Annotated in this window: 14 protein-coding genes; 5 read left to right on the plus strand and 9 right to left on the minus strand. The window is 41.5% G+C overall.

The window, feature by feature from the left end:
- Positions 1 to 206: 206 nt before the first annotated feature.
- From purL to F887_RS11845, 4 genes are all read left to right on the plus strand, one after another.
- On the plus strand, positions 207 to 4,037 hold the full coding sequence (gene purL, locus F887_RS11855) for a phosphoribosylformylglycinamidine synthase (RefSeq protein WP_005292826.1): 3,831 nt from the start codon (positions 207 to 209) through the stop codon (positions 4,035 to 4,037).
- Between the two features lie 75 nt (positions 4,038 to 4,112).
- The gene (locus F887_RS11850; protein WP_005292829.1) at positions 4,113 to 5,324 is read left to right on the plus strand and encodes a multidrug effflux MFS transporter; all 1,212 of its coding nucleotides are present in this window, start codon (positions 4,113 to 4,115) and stop codon (positions 5,322 to 5,324) included.
- Positions 5,325 to 5,985: 661 nt separating this feature from the next.
- A complete protein-coding gene (locus tag F887_RS18875; protein WP_005292834.1) occupies positions 5,986 to 6,111 on the plus strand; it encodes a KGW motif small protein in 126 nt (41 codons plus the stop codon).
- A 68-nt stretch (positions 6,112 to 6,179) separates the two neighbouring features.
- A complete protein-coding gene (locus F887_RS11845; RefSeq protein ID WP_032863103.1) occupies positions 6,180 to 6,494 on the plus strand; it encodes a YqfO family protein in 315 nt (104 codons plus the stop codon).
- Here the strand turns inward: F887_RS11845 and F887_RS11840 are convergent.
- Together F887_RS11840 and F887_RS11835 are read right to left on the minus strand one after the other, a co-directional pair.
- Positions 6,488 to 7,642, minus strand: coding sequence for a glycerate kinase (locus F887_RS11840; RefSeq protein WP_005292839.1), 1,155 nt, complete (start codon positions 7,640 to 7,642; stop codon positions 6,488 to 6,490). The two genes, F887_RS11845 and F887_RS11840, sit on opposite strands and share 7 nt — an antisense overlap.
- Before the next feature lie 132 nt (positions 7,643 to 7,774).
- Positions 7,775 to 8,575, minus strand: a complete 801-nt coding sequence (locus F887_RS11835) for an enoyl-CoA hydratase-related protein (RefSeq protein WP_005292841.1) — start codon at positions 8,573 to 8,575, stop codon at positions 7,775 to 7,777.
- Positions 8,576 to 8,682: 107 nt separating this feature from the next.
- Between F887_RS11835 and F887_RS11830 the strand changes: the two genes are divergently transcribed.
- Entirely contained in the window at positions 8,683 to 9,255 is a 573-nt protein-coding gene (locus F887_RS11830) for a nicotinate-nicotinamide nucleotide adenylyltransferase (RefSeq protein WP_171067447.1), read from the plus strand.
- Positions 9,256 to 9,268: 13 nt separating this feature from the next.
- Here the strand turns inward: F887_RS11830 and F887_RS11825 are convergent, their stop codons facing one another.
- From F887_RS11825 to queE, 7 genes are all read right to left on the minus strand, one after another.
- Positions 9,269 to 9,631: a glyoxalase superfamily protein gene (locus tag F887_RS11825; RefSeq protein WP_005292847.1), complete on the minus strand. Its 363-nt coding sequence runs from the start codon at positions 9,629 to 9,631 to the stop codon at positions 9,269 to 9,271.
- Between the two features lie 12 nt (positions 9,632 to 9,643).
- Positions 9,644 to 10,213, minus strand: coding sequence for a CAP domain-containing protein (locus F887_RS11820; RefSeq protein ID WP_005292849.1), 570 nt, complete (start codon positions 10,211 to 10,213; stop codon positions 9,644 to 9,646).
- Between the two features lie 119 nt (positions 10,214 to 10,332).
- Positions 10,333 to 10,794, minus strand: coding sequence for a peroxiredoxin (locus F887_RS11815; protein ID WP_004771476.1), 462 nt, complete (start codon positions 10,792 to 10,794; stop codon positions 10,333 to 10,335).
- 19 nt (positions 10,795 to 10,813) lie between these two features.
- A complete protein-coding gene (locus F887_RS11810; protein ID WP_005292852.1) occupies positions 10,814 to 11,500 on the minus strand; it encodes a Dph6-related ATP pyrophosphatase in 687 nt (228 codons plus the stop codon).
- Positions 11,501 to 11,594: 94 nt separating this feature from the next.
- Positions 11,595 to 12,017, minus strand: coding sequence for a hypothetical protein (locus F887_RS11805; protein WP_005292853.1), 423 nt, complete (start codon positions 12,015 to 12,017; stop codon positions 11,595 to 11,597).
- Between the two features lie 31 nt (positions 12,018 to 12,048).
- Complete coding sequence (queC, locus tag F887_RS11800; protein WP_212749628.1) at positions 12,049 to 12,717, minus strand: 7-cyano-7-deazaguanine synthase QueC; 669 nt, start codon at positions 12,715 to 12,717, stop codon at positions 12,049 to 12,051.
- A 76-nt stretch (positions 12,718 to 12,793) separates the two neighbouring features.
- Positions 12,794 to 13,504, minus strand: coding sequence for a 7-carboxy-7-deazaguanine synthase QueE (gene queE / locus F887_RS11795; RefSeq protein WP_005292858.1), 711 nt, complete (start codon positions 13,502 to 13,504; stop codon positions 12,794 to 12,796).
- Between the last annotated feature and the right edge of the window lie 21 nt (positions 13,505 to 13,525).

Here is a 13,525-nt window from a genome sequence, read left to right on the forward strand (position 1 = left end):
GTGATTGCTGTATTCGCTTAAATGAATTGTTACGAATAAAGTAAAATGGATAAAGCTACAATAAATTAAGCCATTTGCAGCAGAAAACTCTGTTTTTTAAGATGGATATAGCTAGCTGAAATGAGCCTTTCACAGTAGAATATGCGCTCTTTCATAAGTCACATTGTGGTAGGTTCGTTAGACCCACCCGTGGAGCCAAAGTCAACATGTTTATCGTGGCCGGTGCATCAGCACATTCTTCTTTCAAGAAAGCTCAACTCTTAAACCGATTAACGTCAATGAGTTCTGTTCAATCTTTTGACAGCCAGTGGGTTTATTTGTTTGATCAAGCGCTCAGCGAGCAGCAACATCAATCGGCATTACAACTTTTAAACGATGGTCAATCTTTCGAACTTCGCCAAGCTGCAAGTGATGAAATCCAGATTTTAGTGACACCGCGTGTAGGGACAATTTCTCCGTGGTCGTCTAAAGCAACGGATATTTTTCAAAACTGTAATACGCCCATTCACCGTTTAGAGCGTGGTCTGTTATTTACACTGAAAGGTGTGAAAGAGATTTCGAATGAAGTGAAATTGGCATTACATGACCGTATGACAGAGAGTGTTTTTGCTCAAATTGATGATGCAAAAGCTTTGTTCTCAGAAACAGCACCGAAGCCGTTGAACTCAATTGATATCTTGGGTCAAGGAAAAGAAGCGTTAGTTAAAGCCAACAATGAGTTTGGCTTTGCTTTATCTGAGCAGGAAATTGATTACTTAACCGAAGCATTTACCAAGCTGGGTCGTAATCCGAATGACATTGAGTTGATGATGTTTGCTCAAGCAAACTCTGAACACTGTCGTCATAAAATCTTTGGTTCTGAATGGACAATTGATGGTGAAAAACAACCATTATCATTGTTCCAAATGATTAAAAATACTTATAAAGAATCTCCAACCGATGTGTTATCAGCATATAAAGATAATGCGTCAGTGATTGTGGGTTATGACACCATGCGTTTTTATCCGAAAGCGGATGAAAATGGTCACTTCGTATATAAATATAAGAGCCAAGCTGCTCATATCTTAATGAAGGTGGAAACACATAACCATCCAACTGCAATTGCTCCCTTTGCTGGTGCTGCAACAGGTTCGGGCGGGGAAATCCGTGATGAAGGTGCAACAGGTCGTGGTGGTAAACCTAAAGCAGGTTTAACAGGCTTTACCGTTTCTAACTTAAATATTCCTGGTTTTGAACAACCTTGGGAAGAAAACTACGGTAAACCTTCACGTATGGCATCGCCATTACAAATCATGATTGAAGGGCCATTGGGTGGTGCTGCGTTTAATAACGAATTTGGCCGTCCTGCATTGAATGGTTATTTCCGTACTTTTGAACAGAATGTCAATGGTGATGTAAAGGGCTTCCACAAGCCAATCATGATCGCTGGTGGTTACGGTAACATTCGTCCTGACCATGTTGAAAAAGATGCAATCCAACCGGGTGACTTGCTTATCGTGTTGGGTGGACCTGCAATGTTGATTGGTCTTGGCGGTGGTGCAGCGTCTTCTGTAGACAGCGGTACCATGGGCGAGAGTTTGGACTTTGCTTCGGTACAACGTGAAAACCCAGAAATGGAACGTCGTTGCCAAGAAGTCATCGATACCTGCTGGCGCTTAGAAGACTTTAACCCAATCGTGTCTGTACATGATGTGGGTGCGGGTGGTGTATCCAATGCCATGCCTGAACTTGTGAACGATCATGAGTTGGGTGCAGTGCTTAACCTTCGTAAAATTCCATCATTAGAGCCAGGCATGAGCCCGATGGAAATCTGGTCAAATGAAGCGCAAGAGCGTTATGTGCTTGCGATTCGTCCAGAGTCTTTAGAACAGTTTGAAGAAATTTGTGCACGTGAACGTTGTCCGTTTGCTGTACTTGGTGAAGCAACTGAAGCGCGTCACTTAACGGTTGAAGATCCGTTGTTTGAAAACAAGCCAGTTGATATCCCAATGCAGGTGATCTTGGGCGGTACGCCGCGGATGCAACGTGCTTATGAAACGATTGAGCGTACAGGGAATGACTTTGATGCTGCAAAAGTTGATTTGAAAGATGCGATTTTCCGCGTATTGAAAAATCCTACAGTCGCATCTAAATCGTTCTTGATTACCATTGGTGACCGTTCGATTACCGGTATGGTTGCGCGTGATCAGATGGTCGGGCGCTGGCAGGTTCCTGTTGCAGATGCAGCAGTAACCACAACCAGCTTGCAAGGCTTCACAGGTGAAGCAATGGCAATGGGTGAACGTCCACCAGTAGCGTTGTTGAATCCGGCTGCATCTGCACGTTTAGCGGTTGCTGAAGCAATCACCAACATTGCTTGTGCCAACATTGAACAGATTAGTGACATCAAGCTTTCTGCAAACTGGATGGCAGCAGCAGGTCAAAAAGGTGAAGATCAAGCCTTGTTTGAAGGTGTGAAAGCGATTGGTATGGAAATGTGCCCTGCATTAGGGATCGCAATTCCAGTCGGTAAAGATTCACTTTCTATGCGTACTACGTGGAATGATGGTGAAGAGAAAGCAGTGACTTCGCCAATGACAGGTGTGATCACTGCATTTGCACCAGTTTTAGATGTACGTAAAACCTTAACGCCTGAATTGAAGAACTTAGCTGATTCAGTACTAGTTCGTATTGACCTATCTAAAGGGCAGTTCCGTTTAGGTGGTTCGATCCTTGCACAAGTATATAAAGCGATTGGTTCTGTCACACCTGATGTTGATAGTTTTGATGACTTCAAAGCATTCTTTGCCTTGATTCAAGACTGGAACAATCGTGGTGTGATCAAGGCTTACCATGACATCGGTGATGGTGGTTTATTGGCGACTGTGGCTGAAATGATGTTTGCTTCACGCTTAGGTGTTGCATTAGAAAATCAAACAACTGAAAGTTTATTTGCAGAAGAAATTGGTGCTGTATTGCAAATCACAGCGACTGATTGGGCACAATTGGAAGTTGAGGTTGCAGCATCAAGCCTGAAAGATGCAATCGCAGTTGTGGGCCGTGTCAATACAACTGATCAATTGGCTGTGAATGGTTTGACTTTAGCACGTGCTGAATTACAACAAGCATGGGCAGAAGTTTCACATCAAATCCAGCGTTTACGTGACAATGTTGAAACGGCTGATCAAGAGTTTGCCTTAATCGCAGATCAAAACCACAAAGGTTTGATTGCACAAGCAACGTATGATTTGAATGAGCCTGTTGAAGCACCGTATATCAATACACGCCGTCCAAACATGGCAATCTTGCGTGAGCAAGGTGTCAATGGTCACGTCGAAATGGCCGCTGCGTTTGATAAAGTTGGTTTCAATACCATTGACGTACACATGAGTGACTTACTAGCAGGTCGTGTCAGCTTGAGCGACTTTGAGGGTTTAGTGGCATGTGGTGGCTTCTCATACGGTGATGTGATGGGCGCTGGCGGTGGCTGGGCGAAATCAGTGCTGTTCAATGCAAAATTGCGTGATCAGTTTGAACAGTTCTTCCATCGTCAAAATACATTCAGCTTAGGTGTATGTAATGGCTGTCAAATGATGTCGCAACTTGCACCACTAATTCCAGGTGCAGAGCATTGGGGCCGTTTCCACCGTAATACCTCAGAAGTATTTGAAGCACGTGCTGTTAACGTACGCGTAGAAAAGTCAGTTTCTGTATTGCTTGAAGATATGCAAGGTTCGATTTTACCAATCGCTGTGGCACATGGTGAAGGTCGTCTGGTTGCGACTGAACAGCAAATTGCTGCTTTAAATGCTGAAAACCAAGTGATTTTGCGTTATGTAGATAGCTTGGGTAACCCAACTCAACACTATCCGTTGAACCCGAATGGTTCACCTGACGCGATTACAGGTCAAACTTCTAAAGATGGTCGTGCAACAGTAATGATGCCGCATCCAGAGCGTAACTTCCGTGCTTTACAGCATTCTTGGAAGCCAGAAGATTGGGCTGAAGATGGTGCTTGGTTACGTATGTTCCGTAACGCACGTAAATTTATTGGTTAATTAGATTCATGCAATAAGCCACCGTCAGGTGGCTTATTTAATTCCATATAAAATAATGATCAATGGGCAAGAAAAATGAAATCAAAAATCCATTTCCATGAATTTGCATTACTGATGGCATTATTAATGTCCATCGTTTCTTTCTCGATTGATGCTGTTTTACCTGCACTAGGTGAAATTGGTCAGGTTTTTAGTCTACAGAATAGCAATCAGGCGCAATGGGTCATCATTAGCATTTTTTCAGGAATGACCATCGGGCAACTGATTGCAGGGCCATTGTCTGATGCAATTGGACGAAAACGAATTTTATTTACAGGCATCGTCATCTATTTTTTAGGAAGCTTGTTGTGCTATTCCACCCAAAGTTTTGAATGGTTCTTGGTCGGGCGTTTTATTCAGGGTGTGGGTGTTTCTGGGCCTTATGTGGCTTCGATTTCCATTGTTCGGGATAAATACAGTGGCGCACAAATGGCGCGGATCATGTCTTTGATCATGATGGTGTTTATGGTGGCGCCAGCAGTTGCCCCAAGCTTGGGACAATTGATTATTCATTTCTTTGGTTGGCGCGATATTTTTGTGTTGTATATGGTCTATGCCATAGCCGTTGGTGCTTGGGTGGCTTTACGACTAGAAGAGACGCTAATTCCAGAAAATCGTTTGCCTATGCGTGTACAAGCATTTAAAGATGGCTTTAAAGAAGTGGTGAGCAATAAAACCACCATGAGTTATTTGCTATGTGCAGGTTTCTGTTTTGGTGGTTTTATTGGATATCTTGGGACTTCACAACAAATCTTTATGCAGCAATTTGGCAAAACAGGGCAGGAATTTAGTGCCTACTTTGCGTTATTAGCAGGTGTGATGGGGATTGCATCATTTACCAATTCTAGAATTGTCATGAAGTTTGGGATGCGTCCCATCTGTATTTATGGCTTTCTTGGCCTATGTTTAATTTCATTGCTGTTCCTTATCATTCAACTTATGGGTGTGCCAGTTTCGTTCTGGATGTTTATGCTGTATGCCTGCGTTCTGTTTTTATTGTTTGGAACACTATTTGGCAATCTGAATGCGATTGCAATGGAGCCGATGGGGCATGTTGCAGGTATGGCTTCGGCGATTATTGGGGCATCTTCATCTGTACTATCTTTAATACTCGCTTCGATCATTGGGCAGCTTTATAACGGGACTTTGATTCCGATGACCAGTGGCTTTGTGATTTTGTGTGGTTTAGCATTTGCGATGACACAGTATGAAAAAAGACATTTACAAACGCTAAGTACGGATGGTTAAGTAAAGAAGAAGTAGATGATTTACTTTTAAACCCTTTTAAATCAATGGTTTATAACTAAACACCATTAATGTGTGGGGAGCTTGAAGAGAAAGTTATGAGCTCGATAGAACTAAGTAAATATGATTATTTTATTGATCCTGTTTGTGGGGAAATGATACTAGAAGAGCTTTGGGTGCTAGTTTTTATATTGGTGGGTATAGCTATATTGGGGTCTGCTATTTAAATCGGAACATGGAAGAGTATCTCCTGTAGTGGCTGATAAAAAATATGAATTGGTATAATTGTTAATTAATCGTGATAAAATTTTTATCAAACATTCAGTTAATTTAGTAGGAGATATATGTTTGAAGAACTTAATATAATTCAAGTGATAGGCATTTTTATAACACCTATTCTTCTAGTGTTGGTAGGACTTTTTGGTCCGAAATCTTTAAGATCTACATCGTGGGGAATGCTAGTTTTTGTGTTAACAACATATTTGATTAAATTTCTTTAGTTTTTACCTAAATATTTTAAAAATATACAATTCTTAATTTTAAGATGTTCTCATCTATCTGTTTTTGGTGAAAGTTCGTTTGTATATTTCTTACTACAACTTTTGTAATTGGTTCAATTCTTGCTTCTTATATTTCATTAATAAATAAGATATGAGAGAACGGCATGATGAAACATGAAAATCATATGAGAACAATATATTCAAAAGACAAAGGCTGGTTTTGGTTTGGCTTAACTATAATCATTCAACTGTTATTTATCGTCGTGAGTTATCTCATCATCAAGATTTAACTTTGATTGTTCAGCTTTTATAACGTTATGATTGAAATCTCATTGATTTCGATTTGAGCCATTTTATGATGTTAAAGCTGATTTATTACGTGCCTGAATCTCATCTGGAATCCACCAAACAAGCGGTTTTCGAAGCAGGCGCGGGTGGTATTGGTAATTACGAACACTGTGCATGGCAAGTCAAAGGCATTGGGCAATTCAAGCCCGTTAAAAGTGCAAACCCTTTTTTAGGGCAATTGGATGAATTAGAGCAACTCGAAGAATGGCGAGTTGAAACCATTATTGCAGAAGATAAGGCCAGAGCTGTGGCAAAAGCTCTAAAGGCAAGTCATCCATATGAAGAGCCTGCCTTTGAGTTTATTCAGATTTTAGAGATTCATTGAGTTTGACTAGGTTTAATCATACTGGTCTGAATTAATCGGGCGATATCGGTTGTCCGTGCGCGAATCAGCTCTGCCGCATTTTGACAGGCCTCTTCTAGGCTGATTGGACCTGAAGTTAAAGAAAAGGCAGCCGTAATGCCATGTTGATATAAGGCTTGATAGTTTTGCCCAAGTGTTCCTGCAATTACAATCACAGGGATATTGGCTGCTTGTGCTATTTTGGCGACACCAAATGGGGTTTTGCCATTCAAGGTCTGCTCATCAAACTTTCCTTCGCCCGTAATCATCCAATCCGCGCCTTGGATTTTGGCAGCGAGTTGATTTAGTTCTGCGATGACTTCAACACCCGATCTAAACTCGGCTTGTAAGTAAGTTTTTGCAGCAAAGCCAAGTCCACCCGCAGCACCTGCACCAGCCTCATGACGTTGATCAAAACCAAACTGTTGAGCAGTAATATCAGCAAAATGTGACAATGCTTGATCCAATTCAAGTACCTGACTTGGTGAAGCACCTTTTTGCGGGCCAAAAATATGAGATGCACCATTTGGGCCGCAAAGTGGATTGGTCACATCAGCGGCCAATAAAAATTTAGTCTGTTGAATCCGTGGATCGAAATTTTCCAGATTAATCTGTACTAAGTTTTGCAGGGCAAGACCACCAGCAGGCAAGACTTGATGATTTGCATCCAGAAACTTAGCGCCTAATGCAGATAAAAGCCCCGTACCAGCATCATTGGTTGCACTGCCACCCACAGTCAGTACTATTTCTTTTGCACCTGCATCTAAAGCAGCGAGAATCAGCTCTCCTGTACCAAAGGTACTGCTGATACATGCATTGCGTTCTGAGGAGGGCACCAATTGGATACCACTGGCTTGAGCCATTTCAATGATGGCGATTTTTTCCGTTGCTAGCCATCCCCATTTGGCCAGTACAGGCTCACCCAGCGGACCTTGTACCATCTGCTCACGCCATTGTCCTGAACAAGCTGCTAAAACTGCTTCAATTGATCCTTCACCACCATCAGCCATCGGGCAAGTAATGATTTCTGCATCAGGAAATACCTGTTGCCAGCCTAAAGCAATGGCTTCGGCAACATGACGTGCAGATAGGCTATCTTTAAAAGAATCAGGGGCAATGACGACTTTCATATTTTTTGCAATTTAGTTTTAACCTGAATTGAGCTTAGTTGGTCTGGTTGTAAATATCTATATGGATAAGCAAAATAAAAAACCACTTAACTTTTAGGGCTAAGTGGTTTGTTCGAAAGATTTACGCAGTGATTAATTGAACTGAGAAAAATCAGGTTTACGCTTTTGCATAAAGGCTTGTACCGCTTCCATCATTTCTGGTGAGCGTACTCGTTGCATGAAAATTTCAGCTTCATCATCGACACATGCAATGATATCTGCCAAGTCTTGTTTCATGAGTGCTTTAGTTTGTTTGATCGAAGCCAATGGTAATGCTGCTAAATGTTGCGCTGTCTTTTGCGCTGTCGCATATACATCTTCAACCACATCATTGACTAGATTTGCTTGTACCGCAGTCGCTGCATCAAATTTTTTCGCTGTGAATAATAACTCAGCTGCTTTTTGATAGCCTGCCTGTTTCACCAATAAACGACTTGCTGCACCCTCTGGAGATAAACCAAGGCTGACAAATGGAATCTGGAACAGGGCAGTATTGTCTGCAAATACTATATCCGCATGTAATAGAATCGTGACACCAATTCCGATTGCGACACCTTTCACTGCAATGATGAGTGGTTTTGAAAAACGGGCGGCAGATTTTAACAATACAAATGGAGGTTGATCGCCAGCTTTGCCTTCATGTGGCTTTTGAATAAAGCCCATAAAGTCTTTCATGTCATTACCCGCAGTAAAGTCTTGTTCTGCACCGCGGAAAATTACCACGCGAACTTCTTTATCTGCATCGGCTTCATCCAAAGCTTTTGCGATCCAAATATAAAGTTCGCCATAGAGTGCATTTTTTGCTTCTGAACGGTTAATGGCTAAGGTGAGTACGCCATCTTCTAAATTTGCTTGCAAATGTTGATGAGGTTGTTGAATACAGCTAAGTGTCATCGTACTATCCTTGCTTTAATCCAGATTGATTTTAAGTGTCCTCATTATGTCGCATATTTATTAGAATGGCGCAACTGATGAGTTCACAAAAAAGTGAAATTAAGCCTATGTACACATTTGACTATCTTGTTTTTATTGGACGCTTTCAACCATTTCATTTTGCACATATGCAAACCATTGAAATTGCATTACAAAAAAGTCAAAACGTGATCTTGGCTTTGGGGTCGGCTCAATCTGAACGGAATATCAAAAATCCTTTTCTGGCGGTTGAGCGTGAGCAAATGATCTTGTCGAACTTCTCTGAGCAAGATCAAACACGAATTCATTTTGTTCATGTGGTCGATGTCTATAACGATGAGAAATGGGTCAAACAGGTCAAAGACTTGGTCAATGGCGTGATTCAGCCAAATGCAAAAGTCGGTTTAATCGGTCATTTCAAGGATGAATCTTCTTATTATTTACGTTTATTCCCTGAGTGGCAGATGGTGGAGCTGGAGAGTTTAAAAGATTCCATTTCAGCAACACCAATGCGTGAAGCCTATTATCGTGGTGAGATTCAAGCCGAGTTTTTCCCAAAAGGGACAATTCAGTTCCTGAGCGAATTTCAAAAATCGCCGATCTATCAGAAATTACAGCAAAAATTTAAGGATAATGACCGTTCCAATATCGATGAGTCTTGATACAAAGGGAAGATTAAGCATCTTCCCAAAAAATAATTCGATTTGAAAATGGATCGGTGATACTCAGTTCCAATGTTTCCCAATCGGTTTTCTCTACTTGAGGCTTGGCAAATTTATAGTCTTTTGCATCCAATTCTGTATGAAGCAAACTGAGATTCTCCCAATAAATACGAATGGCGCTATGTGGGCTAGCATCACCGAAATGCTCAGTTAAATGAATGATGCAATCAGCTTTGGAAATCTGTAGATAAAGCGGGAAGTTATCCCCAAAAGTATGTTGCCAATCGAGTTGGAAGCCCAAATAATCAAAGTAAAAGGATTTGGCGAGTTCCACATCAAAAATACGTAGAATGGGGGTAATAGAGCCAGATTGCATGCTTATTCCTTTTTATCGAACACCAAATTGTTGAGTCCAATAACTTTTTTGCTTTGCTGATTGATCAACTGTACAGGCTAGCGCGTAGTCTGTAAATTTTGGATGCATCAAATTGCGACAATGCACGGGACTGGCCAGCCATGTGGCCATCACATCATTTAAATTTTTCTGTCCACGCGCCACATTTTCTCCACCGCCACGACCCTTGAACTGCGTTTGTTTTAAACGGCTTCTAAAATCTTGTCCTGTAGCACTGATATGCCCAAGCGTACTATGTTGTGCCATATCTTCGGCATGAACAAAGGCGCTTTGATATAAATGATTGTTCCATCTCAGTGGCGCAACTGCAGGAAAATATTGCTCTCCGCATTGGCGTGGATGCTGACGAATTTCATTGATCGCCTTCAAAATGACCTGTTGATACGCAGGGTTTTGTATATCTTGGCAGCGTATCTCTATCGCCATTTTCTGAATTTGTGGTGCTAAGGGGGGCTGTTCTTGAGATGTTATCGATGTATTCGAACTACATGCTGATACAAACGCAAGTAAGGGAAGTGATAGCAATACATGGCGATGATTCATTTTAAATGTCTTTAGCTTATTCTTTTAATCTGTTTATCATACGCCAAGCGTAAAGCGAACAGCAATTTGCCTGAACAAAAAAGCGAGCTTGAAACTCGCTTTTTTGTTACTTATTGGCGCTAAGCCGTTTGTAAGGCTTTTAGGTCTTCTAGCACTTGTTCTGCATGCCCAGCAGCTTTAACTTTACGGTAGCTTTTCACCAACTGTTTATTATGGAAAATAAAAGTTGAGCGTTCGATGCCCATTACCTGTTTGCCATACATATTTTTTTCTTTAATTACATCGAAGTGCTTGCACAGCACTTCTTCTTTGTCACTGATTAAATCGATGCTGAGCGCTTGTTTTTCTGTAAAGTTCTGATGTGCTTTAACTGAATCACGAGATACACCAATAATCTGGCAGTTTAAGGCATCAAATTGATCTTTCAAGCATGAAAAGCCTACCGCTTGGGTAGTACAGCCAGGGGTTGAATCTTTTGGATAGAAATAGAGTACCAACCATTCACTGCTGATTTCAGCAAGATTGATTTCACCTTGTGTGGTTGGGAAAACATGATTTGGTAATTGAATATTCTCAGACATTGTTCATCCTTCGATAAAATTAATTTTGATCAAGTTCAAGCGGTAAAAAAGCATATTCCTCATGATAAACAATATCGCCGTGACGTACAGGAATAGCTTTGTTAAAAATAGGTCCGTCAATCACAGTGGTGTGGAATTCTCCACCTTCACCACATGGATCAACGCCACGGTCTTCTAATGCTTGGATATAGTCTAGGGTTAAAATTTTACCTAGATCATCGACGTGCATACCGAGCTTTAGGTTGACTGTCACAATGACACTTTTGAATCCCAGCTTGATAAATTCTTCGACCACTTCACGGTGAGGTCGCAACCAAAGCGGCATACCCAATTTGAGTCCCACTTGCTGAGTCACCTGATCGTGCCAGCAGCCGTGCTGAGGCATATCAAGATCACCCGTGACTAATACTTCAGCACCGCGTTGTTTGGCTTGATTGAGTAGTGCGATAAACTTTGTTTCATAATCAGACCAACTCGAAGAGTTCATAAATACGGGTAAACCAACCGCATCTGCTTGTGCGCGAATAATATCCAGTGGCATCGCATGTGAGCGAGAACGCTGGCCTTGTTCTTCCAGCATCACAATCAGCCCAATTACAGTGCCTGTTTGCATGGCATGGTATAAGGCGAGGGAACTGTCTTTGCCGCCACTGAATGAGACAATTGATTGCCTTTGTTCAGCATTGGTTTTCCATTGGTCTTGCATGGTGTTATTCAACTGATTCTAGATAAATGGGATTTTAACAAAGCTCAATAAAAAAGCCTGCATAAATGCAGGCTTTGTTTTCAGCAATACAAGCTTATTTTTTCGGAGCTTGCTGCTGCTGTTGAGCAGCTTTCATTGCTTCTTCAGTTAATTTTTCTAACTTAGTTACCAGTGGGGCGCCTAAGCAAGCTTGTAAATCTTTATTTTGCTGTTGTACAAAACCTAAAGAACTTGGGCTTTTCTTCGCATTGATTGCGCTTTGGATTTCCCATTTTTGTGCTTCAGTTACTTTACCTTGTGCATCAATTTGACAACCACAGAACTTGCTTACTTCAGCAGCAGTTAATTTGCCGCCTTTTGCAGTTTGGTCTTTACATACATTGACCAATGCTGCTTTTACATTGGTACTTTTATACGCAGTTTGTAATGGATTATCAGCTGCGTGAGTTGCTGTTGCAAACAGTGCAGCAGCTGACATCATTGTAGAAAGAATAAGATTTGATTTAGAAAACTTCATATAATGTACCTAATTTTTACCCTAATATCGGTTATTCAGCGTAGCGCGTAGGATCCGCAATACCTGCTTCGATAAACCCTTGTTGACGCAAACGACAACTGTCGCATTTGCCACATGCACGTCCTTGAGCATCTGCCTGATAGCAGGATACCGTTTGACTATAGTCTACGCCATGTTCGATGCCTAAGCGTATAATATTCGCTTTGGATAAATGTAACAAAGGTGTTTCAATTTTAAGGGGTTTTCCTTCAACACCTGCTTTTGTTGCCAGACGGGCAAGATTGGCAAAAGCGTCAATAAATTCAGGGCGACAGTCAGGATATCCTGAATAATCAACAGCATTAATCCCAATCACAATGGCAGCAGCGTCAAAAACCTCAGCTGCAGCAAGTGCATAAGATAAGAAAATAGTGTTACGTGCTGGAACATAAGTTACAGGAATGCCTTCTTGTAATTGTTCTGGGACGTCAATGTTATGATCTGTAAGCGCAGAGCCACCTAAATTGCCCAAATCAATATTAATGACGCGATGTTCTACGCCTGCACGTTGTGCAAGTGCTTTAGCTGCATCAAGTTCAGTAGTCGAACGTTGACCGTACATAAAGCTGAGGGCGATACATTCATAGTTTGACTGTGCCCAAGCAAGACACGTTGTTGAGTCTAAGCCGCCAGACAATAATACGATGGCACGAGAACGCATATTATTTTCCATGATTCAACCTAAAATAAATTTGATAAAAGCCGATCTGTCTTGCAGAACGGATATGGTGAGTATTTTAACGACCAGATTCATCATTCCATAACAGCTTATGTAACTGTAATTGGAATCGAACAGGGAGATGGTCTTCTAAAATCCACTGGGCTAAGTCACGCGCCAATGCAGGTAGGGCAACAGCACCTTTTTCAATGGCAAAAGCAGGTGAAAACCAGACGGTACTTACTTTATCTTGCAACTGAAATTGTTCGAGTTGCTGTTTTGACCATTCATAATCCTCACGATTACAAATCACAAATTTAATCTGGTCATGTGGGGTGAGATGGTCAAGATTACTATATAAATTGCGGTGGTCTTCTTTTGAGGTTGGTGTTTTTAAATCCAACACTTTGGAAACGCGAGGGTCAACTTTAGACACATCTAAAGCACCACTGGTTTCTAGAGAAACGTCAAAACCAAGATCACACAGGCGTTGTAATAAAATCAGACAATTCGGTTGAGCAAGCGGTTCACCACCTGTGACACAGATATACGGGGTTTTGTGTTGACTTGCCGTTTCAATGATATGTTCGAGTGATAAACGTTCGCCACCTTCAAAAGAGTAGGTGGTATCGCAATAACTACAACGTAAAGGACAACCTGTTAAACGGATAAATACCGTTGGCAGACCAAACGCATTCGCTTCGCCTTGCAAAGAGTAAAAAATCTCTGTGATGCGTAAACCCGCCGCAGGATCGGAGACAGGAATTGCAGAAGAACGTAAGGAAGCCATAAACAGTTACCACAAACAGGT

The sequence above is a fragment of the Acinetobacter sp. NIPH 2100 genome, from assembly GCF_000369805.1.
Lineage (GTDB): Bacteria > Pseudomonadota > Gammaproteobacteria > Pseudomonadales > Moraxellaceae > Acinetobacter.